13 protein-coding genes and 1 pseudogene are annotated in these 16,668 nt (G+C 65.1%); 8 read left to right on the forward strand and 6 right to left on the reverse strand.

The features are described 5' to 3' along the window. Positions 1–5: 5 nt before the first annotated feature. Complete coding sequence (locus tag VM99_19150) at positions 6–686, reverse strand: hypothetical protein (protein ID AKK01799.1); 681 nt, start codon at positions 684–686, stop codon at positions 6–8. A gap of 163 nt (positions 687–849) precedes the next feature. On the opposite strand from VM99_19150, the gene VM99_19155 reads away from it, so the two are divergent. From VM99_19155 to VM99_19170, 4 genes are all read left to right on the forward strand, one after another. Next, positions 850–2,412, forward strand: a complete 1,563-nt coding sequence (locus VM99_19155) for a peptidoglycan-binding protein (protein ID AKK00085.1) — start codon at positions 850–852, stop codon at positions 2,410–2,412. A 636-nt stretch (positions 2,413–3,048) separates the two neighbouring features. Then, positions 3,049–5,610, forward strand: a complete 2,562-nt coding sequence (locus tag VM99_19160) for a nitrite reductase (protein ID AKK00086.1) — start codon at positions 3,049–3,051, stop codon at positions 5,608–5,610. After that, positions 5,610–5,996 (forward strand): nitrite reductase, encoded by a 387-nt coding sequence (locus tag VM99_19165; protein ID AKK00087.1) that lies wholly within the window; start codon positions 5,610–5,612, stop codon positions 5,994–5,996. The genes VM99_19160 and VM99_19165 overlap by 1 nt, the downstream gene beginning before the upstream one ends. Positions 5,997–6,083: 87 nt before the next feature. After that, positions 6,084–6,524 (forward strand): histidine kinase, encoded by a 441-nt coding sequence (locus VM99_19170; protein ID AKK00088.1) that lies wholly within the window; start codon positions 6,084–6,086, stop codon positions 6,522–6,524. Between the two features lie 154 nt (positions 6,525–6,678). Here VM99_19170 and VM99_19175 read toward each other — a convergent pair. The 4 genes and pseudogenes from VM99_19175 to VM99_19190 form a co-directional block, all read right to left on the reverse strand. Next, positions 6,679–7,145 (reverse strand): annotated as a pseudogene (locus tag VM99_19175) (chemotaxis protein CheY). Continuing rightward, a complete protein-coding gene (locus tag VM99_19180; GenBank protein ID AKK00089.1) occupies positions 7,142–9,454 on the reverse strand; it encodes a histidine kinase in 2,313 nt (770 codons plus the stop codon). Before VM99_19180 ends, VM99_19175 begins: the two are co-directional and overlap by 4 nt. Then, positions 9,451–10,119 carry a LuxR family transcriptional regulator gene (locus VM99_19185; GenBank protein AKK00090.1) on the reverse strand — a complete coding sequence of 223 codons (669 nt, stop codon included), beginning with the start codon at positions 10,117–10,119 and terminating at the stop codon, positions 9,451–9,453. Before VM99_19185 ends, VM99_19180 begins: the two co-directional genes overlap by 4 nt. Beyond that, a complete protein-coding gene (locus VM99_19190; GenBank protein AKK00091.1) occupies positions 10,116–11,291 on the reverse strand; it encodes a histidine kinase in 1,176 nt (391 codons plus the stop codon). Before VM99_19190 ends, VM99_19185 begins: the two co-directional genes overlap by 4 nt. A 172-nt stretch (positions 11,292–11,463) precedes the next feature. Here VM99_19190 and VM99_19195 point away from each other — a divergent pair, with 172 nt between their 5' ends. From VM99_19195 to VM99_19210, 4 genes are all read left to right on the forward strand, one after another. After that, on the forward strand, positions 11,464–11,985 hold the full coding sequence (locus tag VM99_19195) for a cag pathogenicity island protein Cag5 (protein ID AKK00092.1): 522 nt from the start codon (positions 11,464–11,466) through the stop codon (positions 11,983–11,985). A gap of 159 nt (positions 11,986–12,144) precedes the next feature. Continuing rightward, entirely contained in the window at positions 12,145–12,654 is a 510-nt protein-coding gene (locus VM99_19200; protein ID AKK00093.1) for an RNA polymerase sigma factor, read from the forward strand. Next, on the forward strand, positions 12,651–13,598 hold the full coding sequence (locus VM99_19205; GenBank protein ID AKK00094.1) for a sugar ABC transporter substrate-binding protein: 948 nt from the start codon (positions 12,651–12,653) through the stop codon (positions 13,596–13,598). Before VM99_19200 ends, VM99_19205 begins: the two co-directional genes overlap by 4 nt. Positions 13,599–13,664: 66 nt before the next feature. Continuing rightward, positions 13,665–16,088: a TonB-dependent receptor gene (locus VM99_19210; protein AKK00095.1), complete on the forward strand. Its 2,424-nt coding sequence runs from the start codon at positions 13,665–13,667 to the stop codon at positions 16,086–16,088. Positions 16,089–16,256: 168 nt separating this feature from the next. On the opposite strand, the gene VM99_19215 is transcribed toward VM99_19210, so the two are convergent. Beyond that, positions 16,257–16,658 carry a ribosomal protein S3AE gene (locus VM99_19215; protein ID AKK00096.1) on the reverse strand — a complete coding sequence of 134 codons (402 nt, stop codon included), beginning with the start codon at positions 16,656–16,658 and terminating at the stop codon, positions 16,257–16,259. Positions 16,659–16,668 lie beyond the last annotated feature (10 nt).

Raw genomic sequence — 16,668 nt, forward strand, 5'->3', positions numbered from 1 at the left:
GGGGTTCAACCGCCACGGGTCGCCAGGATGCTCGCCACCTGTTGTGGTCGGCAGTTCAGGTAGGCGGAACGCTTGAGCCAGCTTGGGTCCGGGTACCAGGAAAACATGAATTGCCCGTCCTTGAGCTTGTCGATGACCTGGCGTGCCACTTTGGGACGCACGGCGGGGCAGCCCTGACTGCGGCCGATACGGCCCTGGCGCACGCTCCACAGCGGGTTCACGTAGTCGGCGGCGTGGATCACGATCGCCCGGTCGCGGGCCTGGTCGTTGAAGCCCGGTTCCAGGCCGTCCATGCGCAGCGAGTAGCCGTGGGTGCCCTGGTAGCTTTCCTGGGTACGAAACAGGCCCAGGCTGGACTGGTAGCTGCCCAGTTGATTGGAGAATTGCGTGGCGAAATTTTCCCCGGATTTCTGTCCGTGGGCCACCAGGTCGCGCAGCACCAGTTTTTTCTGGCGCAGGTCGAAGATCCACAGGCGGCGCGCCGTGGACGGTTGCGAATAGTCGATCACCGCCAGGTGGCGGGCCTGGGTGGCACCGTTGGCGACGGCGCATTGCATGGCACTCAAGGCACTTTTCAACGCCTGGGGATTGAGTTCCGGCGCCGCGTGGGCGAGGCTGTTGTAAAGGAGTTGGGAATTCGGCTGGCCAGCCAGCGCCGGGCTGCACGTGATGCCCAATGCGGTCATGACCAGGCCGAGTCGGCGCACCAGGCCCGACACGATTGAAAAATTCCCACGGCGGTGTGTGTGTGCGGCATCCCGTCCGGTCTTGTTCGTTTGCATAATGGCGGGTCGTACCTGTCGCAATGTTTGACCGTCAACGAGACGGCCATGGAGTGGAGTAAAGCAGTTGTTCAAAAAATCCGCATGTTACCTGAGCCTTTTGTTGCTCACCGCGCCATTGGTCGCAACAGCCGAGGACGGCGACCCGGCGCTGGTGCAGACCACACTGGCGCAACTGTCGGTCACATGCCCGGAAGTCGCGGCCAGCGTCGACTTTTCGACGATGATCAACTTGCAGGCGTTCTATCAGCAAAACGCAGGCCAGGAGGTCTGGTCGACCGACGAGCGACTGGAGGCGTTGCACCAGCAGTTGCAGCAACTGGCCGATGACGGGCTGGATCCGGCGCGCTACGGCTTGCCCGCCGCCGGCTCGCTGCAGGGCGCCCATTGCGTCGACATCGCCATCACTCAGCGCTACCTGCAAGCCTTGTACGAGCTGCGCTTCGGCTATTTGCCCCAGGACCGGCTGGAGCCGGTGTGGAAAGCCGACCCGCAGGCCGTCGACCGTCCGGCCCTGGTGCTGGCCATTGCCGTGTCCGGTGTGCAGGACCTGCCCAAGGCGTTCGAGCAGGCGCGGCCGAACCTGGAGCTGTATCGCAACCTGCGCAGCCTCTATGCACGATTGCGCCAACAGCCGTTGTCCGACTGGCAACCGGTGCCCGGGGGGCCGTTGCTGCAACCGGACAAGCAGGATGCCCGCATCCCGGCCCTGGCCCAACGGTTGTACAACGAAGGCTACCTGAGCGCGCCGCCGACCGTGGATGACGAGCACTACAGCCCCACGTTGGTGGACGCGATGAAGCGCTTCCAGCTCCAGCATTCGCTGCAAGCCGATGGGGTGGTAGGGCCGTGGACGGTCACCGAGTTGAACATCAGCCCGGCGATGCGCCGCGAGCAGCTGCGCATCAACCTCGAACGCATGCGCTGGCTGGCCCAGGACCTTGAACCCGACAGCGTCCTGGTCAACGTCGCGGCCGCCCAGTTGACGGTCTACCAGGGCGGCGCGCCGGTCTGGCAGACGCGTACCCAGGTGGGGCGCGCCCAACGGCAGACCCCGCTGCTCAAGTCCCGGGTCACCCGCCTGACGCTCAACCCGACCTGGACCATCCCGCCGACCATCATGCGCGAGGACAAGCTGCCCGAGATTCGTCGCGACCCGGAGTTCCTCAACCGGCACAACCTGAAGATCCTCGACCGTGATGGCCTGCCGTTGACCGCCGAGCAGATCGACTGGGAGCATCCGGGCAACCTCATGCTGCGTCAGGATCCTGGCCCGAAGAACCCACTGGGAAAAATGGCGGTTCGCTTTCCCAATCCGTTCTCGGTGTACTTGCATGACACCCCCAGCCAGGCCTTGTTCAGCAAAGGGCCACGGGCGTTCAGTTCGGGCTGTGTGCGCATCGAGCAAGTGCTGCACTTGCGGGATCTGCTGGTGACCCCGGCCGAGCGCGCCCGCACCGACACCCTGCTGGCCACCGAACTGACCCACGAGTTCAGGTTGGCCAAGCCGATGCCGATCCTGCTGGGTTACTGGACGGTGCAGGCAGACAACCAAGGCCAGGCGGTGTACATCCCCGATGTCTATGGGCGCGATGCTCCGCTGTCGGCGGCCCGGGGGCGGGCACTCTGAGGTCGTCTCGGGCCGTATAGCCGCTGTTTGTGAAAGAACCCAAACAGCGCCAGCCCCTGTGGGAGCGGGCTTGCCCGCGAATGCGGTGTGTCTGTCATGAAGAGGCTGAATGTGCCGCCGTCTTCGCGGGCAAGCCCGCTCCCACAGGATTGGGCGGTATGCAAAGGCTGCGTATATCCCAAATCCCTTGTGGGAGCGGGCTTGCCCGCGAATAGCGGCTGCCTCTTCAAAGGATGAGGTCTGCCGTGCACCGGCAGGCTGCACTTTTATGAAGCCAACTGCACCGGCTCGCACCATGGGAATGCAATCGTTGGCCTGAGGCCTGAATGCTTGCAGCCCCGGCGCCGGTGCCCGTAAACCCATGCCCGCAAGGGCTGCAACGGCGTGCAGCGTTGCGATGCGTGGGTTGGCACGCTCGCTGCAAGAGCCTGTCCAGGCCCACCGCGAACACACTCGAGTGGGCAGCCCCGTCGGTCAACGAAGATCGAGCGCCAGCAGGCCGGGGGATATCGGTAGATCGGGGCGCAGTCGCCGGGTCGATACCGCACAGAACAGGCAAAGACGCCTGGAACCGCAAGGTTTCAGGCGTCTTTTTTTTGCTTTCAAAATCGTGATGGGCTTTTGTCGGGTGCTTTTATGAATTCCAACGTTGCGTCTCTGAACAAGCTGCAAACGCTGATCGTGATCGGCAATGGCATGGTCGGCCATCATTGCGTCGAGCAACTGGTGGAACGCGGTGCCCTCAATCATTACCGCCTGCATGTGTTCAGCGAAGAGCCGATGCGCGCCTATGACCGCGTGCACCTGTCCGAGTATTTCGCCGGTCGCGACGCCGAATCCCTGGCCCTGGGGGAAGCCGCGCTGTACAAGACGCCTGGCGTCACGCTGCACTTGGGCGTGCCGGTGTTGGAGATCGACCGCCAGGCCCGTCAGGTCGTCATCGCCGGCGAGCGCATCAGCTACGACAAACTGGTGCTTGCCACCGGTTCCTACCCGTTCGTGCCGCCGATCGACGGCGCCGAAGGGGATGCCTGTCTGGTCTACCGCACCCTGGAAGACCTGGATGCCATCCGGGCCGCCGCCAACAATGCCCGGCGTGGCGTGGTGGTCGGTGGCGGGCTGTTGGGGCTGGAAGCGGCCAATGCCCTCAAGAGTCTCGGCCTCGAAGCCCATGTGGTGGAATTCGCCCCGCGCCTGATGCCGGTGCAGTTGGACCCGCAAGGTGGCCTGGCCCTCAAGGCCCGCATCGAGTCCCTGGGCGTCGGCGTGCACCTGTCCAAGGGCACCCAGTCCATCAGCGCCGGCGAACAGTACCGCTATCGGATGAATTTCGGCAGCGACGACTTCCTGGAAACCGACCTCATCGTATTTTCCGCCGGGATTCGCGCCCAGGACGCCCTGGCGCGCCAAAGCGACCTGCACATCGGTCCGCGCGGCGGCGTGGTGATCGACGATCAATGCCTGAGCAGCGACCCGAACATCTACGCCATCGGCGAATGCGCGGCCTGGAACGGCAGCATTTTCGGCCTGGTCGCTCCGGGTTACCAGATGGCCCGCAGCGTCGCCGCGCAACTGTGCGGTGAGCACGGCGAAGCCTTCACCGGCGCCGATATGTCCACCAAGCTCAAGTTGCTTGGGGTCGACGTTGGCTCCATTGGCGACGCCCAAGGCAATACGCCGGGTTCGCGCAGCTACCAGTTCATCGACGAAACCAGCGCCAGCTACCGGCGCCTGGTGGTGGACGCCGACGGCAAGCGCGTGATCGGCGCGGTGCTGGTGGGTGACAACAGTTACTACGACACCTTGCTGCAATACATGCAGAACGGCATCGCGTTGCCCAAGGACGCGGCCAGCCTGATCCTGCCGTCCTCCGAAGGCGCGCCGACCCTGGGCCCAGCCGCATTGCCCGCCGCGGCAACCATTTGTTCGTGCCACAACGTCACCAAGGGTTCGATCTGCTCGGCCATTGACAGTGGCTGTACAGACCTTGGCCAACTCAAGTGCGACACCAAGGCCGGCACCGGTTGCGGGGGCTGCGCTGCGCTGGTCAAGCAGGTGTTCGAGCACGAGCTGGTCGCCCGTGGCGTCAGCGTCGACAAGAGCCTGTGCGAACACTTCGCCTACACCCGCCAGGAGCTGTACGCCCTGGTGCGGGTGGAAGGCATCATCAGTTTCGATGAACTGTTGGCCAAGCACGGTCGCGGCCACACCGGTTGCGACCTGTGCAAACCGGCGGTGGGTTCGATCCTGGCGTCGTGCTGGAACCAGCCGATCATGGACCCGTCCCTGGTGCCATTGCAGGACACCAATGACACGTTCATGGCGAACATGCAGAAGAACGGCACCTATTCGGTGGTGCCGCGCATTGCCGGCGGCGAGATCACGGCCGACAAACTGATCGCCATCGGCGTGGTGGCGAAGAAATACGACCTCTACACCAAGATCACCGGCGGCCAACGCATCGACCTGTTCGGCGCCCAGTTGCACCAGTTGCCGGACATCTGGGCCGAGTTGATCGAAGCCGGCTTCGAGACCGGTCATGCCTACGGCAAATCCACTCGTACGGTGAAGTCCTGCGTGGGCAGCACCTGGTGCCGCTACGGCGTGCAGGACAGCGTGCAGATGGCCCTGACCCTGGAGGACCGCTACAAAGGCCTGCGTTCGCCGCACAAGCTCAAGTTCGCCGTTTCCGGGTGCACCCGCGAATGCGCCGAAGCACAGAGCAAGGACGTTGGCGTGATCGCCACGGAGAAGGGCTGGAACCTCTACGTGGCGGGCAATGGCGGCATGCGTCCGCGCCACGCCGAACTGTTCGCCACCGACCTGGATGACGCCACGCTGATCCGCTACATCGACCGCTTCCTGATGTTCTACATCCGCACCGCCGACAAACTGCAACGGACCTCGGTCTGGCGCGAAAGCCTGGAAGGCGGCCTGGACTACCTCAAGGACGTGATCATCGACGACAGCCTGGGCCTGGGCGCCGAGCTCGAAGCCCAGATGCAGTTGGTGGTCGACCGCTACGAATGCGAATGGGCAAACGCCCTCAAGGATCCGGACAAACTCAAGCGTTTCCGGACCTTCGTCAACGATGGCCGCGGCGATCCGGACGTTCATTTCGTCAGGGAACGCGGCCAGCGCCGGCCGGTTCACGCCGGCGAACTTCACCTGATTCCCGTCACCGAGGAGGTGCTCTGATGAGCCAGTCAAACGTCGTTCGTCTTTCCACTCGCGAAGTCGCCCAAGCCCCTGTGCAATGGCGTGCCCTGTGCAGCCGCGAGGATCTGGTGGCCAACTCCGGCGTGGTCGCCTGGCACGAGGGCAGCCAGGTGGCGTTGCTGTACCTGCCCGAGCAGCAGGACAAGCCGCTGTACGCCCTCGACAATCGCGACCCCAAGTCCGGGGCGAACGTCATCGGCCGTGGCTTGTTGGGCAGCATCAAGGGCGAGTTGGTGATTGCCTCGCCGATGTACAAGCAACATTTTCGCCTGGAAGACGGCCATTGCCTGGAATACCCGGAGCAGCGCCTGCGGGTATGGCCGGTGCGCTTGAACGGTGACGTGGTGGAGATTGGTGAAAGCTGACCTGCGAACACGGGGTGGCGAGGGCGCAAGTGCCCTTGCCACCCAAGGGTTTACAAGCACGCCATTATTTCAAACCGGGGATTTGCCATGAAAACCGCCGCTCAACTGGTGAAACTCAAAAGTGTGTTGCACCAGCAGGTCCACAGCATCGCGCCGGAACAAACCGTGCTCGAAGCGTTGCAGATCATGGCCGAGAAGAATGTCGGGGCCTTGCCGGTGATCGAAGACGGGCAGGTGGTGGGGGTGTTCAGCGAGCGTGACTACGCACGCAAGATGGTCCTGCACGGGCGTTCGTCCGTGGGCACCCCGGTGCGCACCATCATGAGCACGCCGGTGATCACCGCCGACAGCCAGCAGAGCATCGAGCGCTGCATGGAAGTCATGACCGACAGCCACCTGCGGCACCTGCCGGTGCTGGATAACGGCCAGTTGATCGGTTTGTTGTCGATTGGTGACCTGGTCAAGCAAGCCATTGTTGAACAGGCAGACCTGATTCGGCAGTTGGAGCATTACATTCGCGGGCATTGAGCGCGCGGTCTTTTCCTGGTCTGCCGCTTTGCTGGCGAGGGCGTTTGCTAGCGCCAGGCGGTGCAGTGGTTGCATCGCCTGACGGTCGCTGCGCAACCGAGCGGGAGCAAGCTCCCTCGCCACAGGACCGGACTCTTCATGAACGGCCTTCGCGCTAGCGAGACTCGGCAGTGGGCCGGTGCTGGCGCAGCAGCTCGATCTGCTGGGACGGTATCAATTCGCGCAAGGCCTTGTAGAGCGCCCGGGTTTCCAGCAGGTTCCAGATGCGCAGCATGGTTTCCAACGCGTCCAGGGGCTTGCTGATGAAGTCTCGGGCGCCGAGGGCGAGGGCGCGCAGGCGGGTGTCGCGGGTGGCGTCGGCGGTCAGTACCAGGATCGGCAGGTAGTCGTTGGCCGGAATGCGCCGGTTGAGCTGTTCTAGCACGGCAAAGCCATCGAACGCCGGCATGTGCAGGTCAAGGATGACCAGGTCCGGCTCAAAGCTGTTGAACAGGTCGAGGGTGCGCAACGGCTCGGTGCTGCTGAGCACGTTGTGCAAGCCTTCGCGGGCCAGCAGTTGTTCCATCAAGTCCAGGTTGGGCGTTGATCGTCGACGATCAGGATGCGCAAGTCGCGATTCATGCGGGCTCCGGTAAATACTGTGCGAGGTGGCCCAGAAAGGCCTGGATATGAATAGGTTTGGTCAGGATCGCCGTGGCGCCGGCCTCGTGCAGGGCGCGCCGGGTCAGGTCGCTGGCGTCGGCGGTGATCATCAGCACCGGCGTGGACGCGGTGGCCGCTGACTGGCGCAGCCGACGCAAGACTTCCAGGCCTTCCAGGTCCGGCAGGGTGACGTCCAGCAGGATCAGTTGCGGGGCGTGCTGGCGAGCCAGGTCCAGACCCAGCTGGCCCTGCATGCTCGACAACAGCTGGATGCCGGGGCGACGCTGCATCAGGGTCTCGATCAGTGCCAGGCTCGACAGGTTGTCCTCGATACACAGCACCTTGCCCTGGTATTCGACCGGCGCGTGGGGCACTGCCAGGGTGGCGATGGGCGGCAGGCGGGCGCCGGCCACCTGGGTGGCGGGCAATTGCAGGGTGAAGCAGCAACCGTGGCCCGGCTCGCTGTGGACCTGGAGCTGGCCCTGCATCATTTCCAGCAGGCTTTTGCTCAAGGACAATCCCAGGCCGGTGCCTTCGACCTTGGGATCGGCCCCCAGGCGCTCGAAAGGCTTGAACAACTGGTCCATCAGGGCCGGGTCGATGCCCTGGCCGGTGTCGATGACGGCGATGCTCACCTGTCGCTGCCGCACGCTCACTTCAATGCGCACCTCACCGCCGGGGCGGTTGTACTTGATGGCGTTGGACAGCAGGTTGAGCAGCACCTGCACCAGGCGCTGGCGGTCGGCGAGCACGCCGCTGTCGTCAGCCAGGGGCGGCAACTCGACCAGGCGAATGCCGGCATCGGCCGCCATGGGAGAGACCAGCGTCAGGGCTTCATGCAACACCGTCGCCAGGGCGATCGGCTCGATGTTCAATGGCAGGCGTCCGGCTTCGATCCGAGCGATGTCCAGCACTTCATTGATCAACGCCAACAGATGCTGGCCGGCACGCAGGATGTGGCTGACCTGGGGCCGCTGGCCGGCGCTGGAGTCCATGTCCAGCAACTGGGCGAAACCGAGGATCGCGTTCAGCGGCGTGCGCAGTTCGTGGCTCATGCGCGAAAGAAACTCGCTCTTGGCCCGGCTGGCGCTTTCCGCTTCTTCGCGCGCCGTGCGCAGCGCGATCTCGGCGGCGCGACGGTCGGTGATGTCGCGGGTGATCTTGGAAAAACCGCGCAGCGCGCCGGTGCTGTCGTATTGGGCGGTGATGACCACGCTGGCCCAGAAACGGCTGCCGTCCTTGCGACAGCGCCAGCCTTCCTCCATGTAGTGCCCGTCGCGGGTGGCCTCGCGCAAGGCCATGTCCGGGTGCTCCGGGCACTCCTCGGCCAGGTAGAACAGGGAAAAGTGCCGGCCGAGGATCTCCTGTTCGGTGTAGCCCTTGATCCGCTCGGCCCCGACGTTCCAGGTGGTGACGTGGCCTTGGGCATCGAGGGCGAAGATCCCGTAGTCCTTCACGCCATCGATGATCAGGCGTAGGCGTTCCTCGTTGTCGCGCAGCGCCCGTTCGCGTTCGGCCAGCAACTGCCCGGCCTCGATCAGGCGCGTGCCGAGCTGGCCGATCTCATCCTGCTCCGGCGGCTGTGGCAACAAGGGTTGGCCCAGCGCCAGGCGTTGGGCGTTGCCTTGCACTTGCTGCACCCGGGCGACAATGCCCTTGGACAGGAACAGCACCGCGACAATCGCCCCCAGCAGGCCGCACACAGCGGCCAGCAAGGTGGCGAACAACAGGCGCATGCGCGTGGCCGAGGCGGCGGCGCTGCGGTCGGCGAGCAGGGCGTCTTCGCGTATGCGCATGGCGCTGATCTGCTCGCGCAAGACGTCCAGCACCTGCTTGTTCTCGATCAGGATGGCGGTGATGGCCTCGGGGTCGTCGCCGTGGTTGGCGCGCAACGCAACCAGTCCGGCGAGTTTGTCGGCGATCAGCGGGGTGATGGTCTGCAGGTGCTCGCGCATCCGGGCATCGCGGATGTTGTGGTCCAGGCGCTGCAACGCCGCCTGGATCAGCGGCGTGGCCTGCTCGTAGCTGGGCAGGAAGTCCTCGCGGCGGGTCAGCAGGTAGCCGCGCACGCTGGCCGCCGCTTCGGCCAGCAGGGTGTGCACGGTCTGGATATCGCCCTGCACGAGCAACACCCGGCGCACGTCCTCCTCGGCGCGCGCGGTCTGGCGTTCGGTGATGTAGATCAGCACCAGCGACAGCAACAGGACCACCAGCGGCAGCGAGATCACCACCAGGGCCTTGCCGCGCAATGGCAGGTCGGCCCAACGGCGGGCGGCGAGGAACCTCATGGCCACTGCCCCGAAGGCTGCGCCACCAGCCCCAGCGCCACGCCGCGCACGGCGGCCTGGGTCCGGTCGGCGGCGCCGAGCTTGCCGATGACACGCTCCACGTGGGCCTTGGCGGTGCCGGAGGCGATGCCGAGTTTTTCGCCGATCTCCCGATTGCTGAAACCGGCTGCCACCAGGCCCAGCACCTGGCGTTCCCGGGCGGTCAGGGCCTGGACAGGCGCCGCGCCCGTGGCGCCGCGCTCGGCCATGCGTCGCAGCAGGCGGGCACTGACTGAGCTGTTCAGGGCTTCTTCGCCCGCGGCGACCCGCGTGAGTGCGTGAAGGACTTCCTCGCGGCTGGCGTCCTTGAGCAGGTAACCGACCGCGCCAGCGCCGATTGCAGCTTCCAGGTGATCGGGGCTGTCGTCCATGGTGAAGATCACCACCTTGATGCCCGGCTGGCGCTGCTCCAGGATGCGCGCCGCCCCCAGGCCGTTGAGGACCGGCATGCGGATGTCGAGGATCGCGATGTCCGGTTGCAGCCGTTCGCACAGGTCGAGGGCTTCCTGGCCATCGCGGGCCTGGCCGACGACCTCGAACCCCGGGCTGCCGGCCAACATGCTGATAAACCCGGTGCGAGTGACTTCGTGATCGTCGGCCAGCAACAGGCGCAGGGGGCGGTTCATGGCTGTACTCCCTGGGCCGGCAGTGGCACGCGGGCCAACAGCCGGGTGCCTGCGTCGGGCTGGCTGATGCACGACAGCTGGCCACCCAGCAGGCTGGCCCGTTCCTGCATGGCCGCCAGCCCCAGGTGACAGGCCTCGATGGGTTGTTCCAGGGCAAAGCCGCGACCGTCATCTTCCACCCGTAGCGTCGCGTAATCATCGCCCACTGCCAGCGCCAGGCTCACGTGCCGGGCCTGGGCATGCTTGAGGATGTTATTGATGCCTTCCTGGGCGATACGGAACAGGGCGATCTCGGCGTGGCCGGGCAGGCGAGCGGTGCTGTGTTCGGCCCAGGTCACCGCCAGGCCGGCTTCTCGCAGGCGATCGGCTTCCTTGTCGACGGCCTTGTACAGGCCGAAGTCATCGAGCACGTGGGGACGCAGGCCGCCGATCAGTTGCCGACCTTCGCCGACGCAGCCCTGGGCCAGGTCGAGAATCGTGCGCAACTCGCTGGCCAGCGCGGGTGGCAGGGTCGGGCAGCGACCGGCGAACCCTTGCAGGCGCTGATGCAACCCGGCCAGGTTCTGCGCCAGGCCGTCATGCAGGTCGTAGGCGACGCGCTTGCGCTCGGCCTCCTGGGCGCTGAACAGGCGATGGACCAGCTCCGACATGGTGCGCTCGCGGGCCTGGAGCGCTTCGAGCAGCCGGCTGTTTTCCAGGTGCGCCGCCAGCAGGGTCGCCAGCAGTTGCAGCGACTCGATGTCCTCGTTGTCCGGCGCCCCGAGGGCCACGCTGTTGCCCAGCATCAACGCGCCGAACACCGCGCCGTCGGAGGCGCGCAACGGCACCCGCAAGACCTGGGGCAGGGCGCTGCCAGGGTGCTCCTGCCATTGCGGGCCGGGCGATGGCGGCTGGGCGAAGCTGGCCAGCAGTTCCAGGCGCTCGCCGCTGCCGTGGCTGGCAATGGCGCGCACCGGCGCCTCCGGTGTCCATTCCAGCAGCAGGCCGTGGTCCATGGCCATGAACGCGCAGGCCCGCTGCACCGCCCGCTGGCGCATCTGTGCCAGGGGCACCTGGGTCAGTTCATGCCCGGTGCCCAGCAACAGGCCCAGGCGCGCCGCGCGGCTCTGGGATTGCCGGTACTGGCTACGGATGGCCAGGGCGCTGCCGGGGTCATGGGGCGGGCTTTGCATGGGGGGCTCCAGCGTGAAAGGGACTGCAAGGGTTCGCGGTGACGTCATTAAAACGTGTCGACGGCACCGGGCCTATCTGCCGAATGGCATAGGCGAGCGGCACCGGTTGGCCGATGGCGGCGCCAGCGCGGGCCGGCAAAGTGGGGCCATTGAAACCCAAAGGAACCCTGCGATGAAAATGAAAACCTTCACCCTGGCCGCTTTTTTCCTGCTGACCACGCCATTTGTCCACGCCGTGGATGCCACGCCCTACGTGTACCGCACCGTGGCCGAACAGCCCAAGAACGTGAATGACCAGGAAATTGCCGCGCTGTTCGACCGCTGGAACACCACGCTGAAGTCTGGCAGCGCCAGCGCGATGACCGGCCTCTACGCGCCGGATGCGGTCCTGCAACCGACCCTGTCCAACAAGGTGCGCACCACGCCGGCGCAGATCCAGGATTACTTCGACCATTTCCTGGTCGGCAAGCCGGTGGGGCAAATCAACTACCGGGAAATTCGCCACATGGGCCCCGATGCGGCCATGGACAGTGGGGTCTACACCTTCACCCTGACCAATGCCGACGGCTCCAAGCGCGACGTTCAGGCTCGCTACACCTTCCTTTACGAGCGCCTCGACGGGCAGTGGAAGATCATCAACCATCACTCTTCGGCCATGCCGGAAGTGCCCAAGGCGCTGCACGCCAGTCACTGATCCCTGGGGCAGCCCACCTTCAAGCACTGCGCAACGGCGGGGGCCTCGGCTCCCGCCGTTTTTTCGCTGGCGTGCAGGGCATCAGCCAAAGAGCCTGGATTCGTTCATGAACATTAATTAGAATCAGTCTCATTTAAGACCTTGCACAGGCTTCTTGACATGGGTGATACAGCTTCGCCGACGGAACACTCCCTCCACGCGTTGTACCGTGACCACGGCAGCTGGCTGGAAAACTGGTTGCGACGGCGCCTGGGCAATGCCTGGGATGCGGCGGACCTGCGCCAGGATACCTTCCTGCGCGTGCTCGCCAGCTCCCAGGCTTTGGCCGAGCTGCAGGAGCCTCGGGCCTACCTGCTGACGGTCGGCAAGCGACTGTTGAGCAACTTCTACACCCGGCGCAACCTGGAGCAGGCGTATCTCGACGCGTTGGCGAGCCTGCCCGAAGCCTGCGTACCGTCCCCCGAACAGCGTTGGTTGCTATTGGAAACCCTTCACGCCCTGGACGAACTGCTCGACGGCCTGCCGCCCGTGGTGCGGCGGGCCTTTCTCTGGAGCCAGCTCGAAGGCCTGGGCTACCGGGAGATTGCCGAGCGTTTGCAGGTGTCCGAGCGGACGGTCAAGCGCTACATGGCCCAGGCCTACGAACACTGCCTGCTGGTGGACTTTTGAACCGCCCAGGCCCAACACCTGAAGCCCGCGATGCCGCCCGGGCGGCGGCCCATTGGCTGACACTGCTGGAGTCGGCCGACGCGGCATTCGACACCGCCGCGTTGCAACGCTGGCGCGACAGCAGTCTTCATCACGAGGCGGCCTGGCAAAAGGCCCTGCGCTTGCGCCAGCGCTTCGCCGCGGTTCCGGCTTCCGTGGGCATGGCCACCCTCGATCGCCCGGCCATGGCCCGCCGTGCGGTGCTCAAGCGGGCACTGGGCGTCGCGGCCCTGGTGCCCACTGCCTGGTTGCTGGGGCGAGAGCTGCCACTGGATGTCTGGCGTGCCGACCTGCACACCGCCACCGGTGAGCAGCGACGCTGGTCGCTGGCCGATGGCAGCGCCTTGCAACTGAACACCGACAGCGCCGTGAACCTGGACCTCGCCACGCGACGCCTGATACTGCTGCGCGGCGAAATGGCCCTCAAGGTGGTGGGGGACGCGCCGCTGTCGATCCAGTCGCCCTATGGGTTGATCAGCGTCAGTCGGGGGGAAGCGTGCCTGCGCTTGAGCGAGCACGAATGCCGGGTGTCGGTGCTCAGCGGTGCGGCGCAGGTGCAACCGCTGCGCGGGCCGCTGTTGGGGCTGGAGCCGGGCCAGCAGGTCGACTTCCAGGCCACGGGCGCAGGTTCGGTGCGCCGCTTTGATATGTTGCAGTTGGGTTGGCGCGACGGCGTGCTGACGGCGCAGGACCAGCCACTGGGCGATTTCCTGCGGGACCTGGCCCGCTATCGCCCGGGTGTATTGCGCTGGGACGAAGCCTTGGAGTCGCTTCGCGTCACCGGCAGTTTCCGCCTGGAGAACACCGATCGGATCCTGGCGCTGCTCTCGGCCAGCCTGCCGATGGACGTGCACCTGCGCACCCGTTACTGGGTGACCCTGACGCTTCGAAAAAATAGTGCCTGAAGCCTGTCCCGTTTTTTTGTCTCGCTTGTCATTCAAGGCAATCGAACAAAATGAGAGCGCCTCCCCATGTCCGCAGTTGTACCGTTGCGTTTGCGCCCGGCCTTCGCCGGCTGGCGCCCGCTGTTGAACCTCAGCCTCCTGCTGAGTCTGAGCGCCAGCCCTTTCTTCATCGCTTCAAGCCAGGCCGAGGAGGCCGCTCGGCGCAGCTACCAGGTGCCTGCCGGCAGCCTGGGCACGGCGCTGACCCGGTTTGCCGGGCTGGCGGGCGTCAACCTGTCGGTGGACCCGGCGTTGGTGAGTGGGCGCAACAGCGCCGGGCTCTCGGGCGAGTACGGGGTCGAAGAAGGCTTCGCCCGGCTGCTGCAAGGGTCCGGCCTGCAATTGCAACCGGTGGGTGAGCAGGCCTACATCCTGATGCCCGCGCCTCAAGGCGGCAGCCTGCAACTGGCGCCGACCTCGATCCTTGGGGCCAACGGTGCGACGGACGCCCCCGTGTACGCCGGCGGCCAGGTCGCACGGCGCGGTTCCCAAGGCCTGCTGGGGTCGCGGGACTTCATGGAAACGCCGTTCAGCATGACCACCTACACCAGCGAAGCGGTCAAGAACCAGCAGGCCCGTACCCTCGGTGACTTGATCGCCAGCGACCCATCGGTGCGCGCCACCAACCCGGCGGGCGGACGCTACGAACAGTTCACCATTCGCGGGCTCAGCCTGTTCAACAGCGATGTCGCCTACAACGGCCTGTACGGAGTCCTGCCGACCTACACCATCGACATGGAGATGGCCGATCGCGTCGATATCCTCAAGGGGCCGACCCAGCTCATCAACGGTATCTCGCCGAGGGGAAGCGTCGGTGGCGGGATCAACGTGGTGCCCAAGCGGGCCACCGACACCCCCATCAACTCGTTCACCGGCAGCTATGCCTCCAACAATCAACTGGGCGGCGCGGTGGATGTTGGCCGGCGTTTCGGTGAGGAGAACCAGTTCGGCCTGCGTTTCAATGGCGTGAAGCAGTCCGGCGACACCGAATGGGACCACCAGAGCGTCGACCGTGAGATGGCGGTGCTGGGCCTGGATTTTCGCGGTGAACGCCTGCGGCTCTCGACGGACATCGGCCACACCGAGCGCGACACCGACGCCCCCCAGGAGCGTGTGCAGGTCGGCGCCAACGCTCAGGTGCCACACGCCAGCGATGTGCGCAGCAACTATGCCCAGGCCTGGAGCAAGGCGCGCACCACCGACACGTTCGGCGCGGTGAACGCCGAATTCGACGTCAACGATGCCGTCATGCTGTATGGCGGTGTGGGCGCACGCAAAAGCAACCACGACTTTCTCCGCCACGCTGTTTCAGTCACCAACGACGCCGGTGACTTCACCGTTTCGCCCCGCGACTTTACCCGTGACGAAAACGTCCGGACAGCCACCGCCGGCGTGCGCAACTGGTTCCACACCGGCCCTGTGAGCCATGAGGTCAACCTCGCGGCCAGCTACTTCTACATGGACTTCACCAACGGCGGCGCCCGCTATGCCAACGGTCGCAGCAACCTGTACGACCCGGTGGACACGCCAACGCCAGGCACGCCGACGCGCCAGGACGACAAGGTCTACACCGAGAACCGCTTCAGCGGCGTGGCGTTGTCCGACACCCTGGGCTTCTTCGATGACCGGCTGCTGTTGACCCTCGGTGCGCGCTGGCAGCGGGTCAAGGTCGATGACTGGTCGAACGACGTCAAGGGCGTGACCGCCTACGATGAAGAGAAGGTCTCGCCGTCCGGCGGTATTCTGTTCAAGGCGACCGACAAGCTGTCGCTGTATGCCAACTACATGGAAGGCCTCAGCCAGGGCAAGATTGCGCCCTCGACCTCGGTGAACGAGGATGAGATTTTCCCGCCGTTCATCAGCCGTCAGGTGGAAGTCGGCGCCAAGTACGATACCGGCCCGTTCGCCATGACCGCCGCCGTGTTCCGCATCAAGCAGCCGGCTTATGCCACCGACGCGACGACACGGGTCTTCGGCCCGAACGGCAAGCGCGAGAACACCGGAGTGGAACTGAGCGTGTTCGGCGAGCCGCTCAAAGGCACCCGCTTGCTCGGCGGGGTGATGTTCATCGACAGCGAATTGACCAATACCACGGGCGGGACCTTCGACGGCAACCGCGCGCCGGCGACGCCCAAGTACAACGTCAACCTGGGCGCCGAATGGGATGTGCCGACGGTGCAGGGCCTGACCTTGACCAGTCGCGGCATCTACTCCAGCTCGCAGTACCTGGACCCGTCCAACGACAAGGAAATCGATTCCTGGGTTCGTTTCGATGTCGGTGCACGCTATGGCTTCAAGGTCGACGACAAGCGTGTGACCCTGCGGGCCAACGTCGAGAACGTGGCCGACAAGCGCTATTGGAGTTCGGCCGGGGCCTCGGATGACAGCGAGCCGGGCTTGACGCTGTCGACGCCGCGCACCTACCTGCTGTCGGCGACGGTCGACTTCTAGGCTCTGTTTGAAAAGTCTTGAGACGAAGGTCAGGCAAGGCGAAAACCGGCGAGGAACGGCCGGGGTCGCGCTCGACTTTACTGGAGTAAATGAGCATTCCGATCGGACTCGCGCACGAGCCGGTTTTCAACGCAGCATGAACGAGTATCAAGGCTTTTCAGACGGAGCCTAGGCGTCGCGAAACAGGTCGTGGGCATCGAGCAGGCGCCAGGCGATTTCCGGGCGCTTTTCCAGCCCGCGGCGGATGGCGCTGGGGATCGACTGGCGAATTTTGCGACACAGTCCAGCTTGCGCCTGGAACTCGATGGCGATACCGCGCATGGTCCGCACTTCGTTGTAGCCGGGCTCGATGCTCAGGCGGATGCCGAGGTTCTCGTACAAGCGCTGTTGCAAGTGCTGGAGTTCGTCAAGGCTCTGGATGTTCTCCAGGCGTTCGAGCAAGCGCTTTTCTTCCTGGCGGTTCAGGCAAAGGATGCGCAAGTCACTGCCGGGCGTTTGCAGCAACTCATCGCGTTGGCAATCACAGACGCCAGGCGGGCAGGTGGGACGGATCGGGATCGACGCGGTCATGGGCTCCACA

Source organism: Pseudomonas chlororaphis, from assembly GCA_001023535.1.
Lineage (GTDB): Bacteria > Pseudomonadota > Gammaproteobacteria > Pseudomonadales > Pseudomonadaceae > Aquipseudomonas > Aquipseudomonas chlororaphis_E.

Bases quoted from the DNA above. Each gene is read 5' to 3' on its own strand.
- VM99_19150 (AKK01799.1), bottom strand. From the start codon at position 686: ATGACCGCATTGGGCATCACGTGCAGCCCGGCGCTGGCTGGCCAGCCG.
- VM99_19160 (AKK00086.1), top strand. From the start codon at position 3,049: ATGAATTCCAACGTTGCGTCTCTGAACAAGCTGCAAACGCTGATCGTG.
- VM99_19165 (AKK00087.1), top strand. From the start codon at position 5,610: ATGAGCCAGTCAAACGTCGTTCGTCTTTCCACTCGCGAAGTCGCCCAA.
- VM99_19170 (AKK00088.1), top strand. From the start codon at position 6,084: ATGAAAACCGCCGCTCAACTGGTGAAACTCAAAAGTGTGTTGCACCAG.
- VM99_19180 (AKK00089.1), bottom strand. From the start codon at position 9,454: ATGAGGTTCCTCGCCGCCCGCCGTTGGGCCGACCTGCCATTGCGCGGC.
- VM99_19185 (AKK00090.1), bottom strand. From the start codon at position 10,119: ATGAACCGCCCCCTGCGCCTGTTGCTGGCCGACGATCACGAAGTCACT.
- VM99_19190 (AKK00091.1), bottom strand. From the start codon at position 11,291: ATGCAAAGCCCGCCCCATGACCCCGGCAGCGCCCTGGCCATCCGTAGC.
- VM99_19195 (AKK00092.1), top strand. From the start codon at position 11,464: ATGAAAATGAAAACCTTCACCCTGGCCGCTTTTTTCCTGCTGACCACG.
- VM99_19200 (AKK00093.1), top strand. From the start codon at position 12,145: ATGGGTGATACAGCTTCGCCGACGGAACACTCCCTCCACGCGTTGTAC.
- VM99_19210 (AKK00095.1), top strand. From the start codon at position 13,665: ATGTCCGCAGTTGTACCGTTGCGTTTGCGCCCGGCCTTCGCCGGCTGG.
- VM99_19215 (AKK00096.1), bottom strand. From the start codon at position 16,658: ATGACCGCGTCGATCCCGATCCGTCCCACCTGCCCGCCTGGCGTCTGT.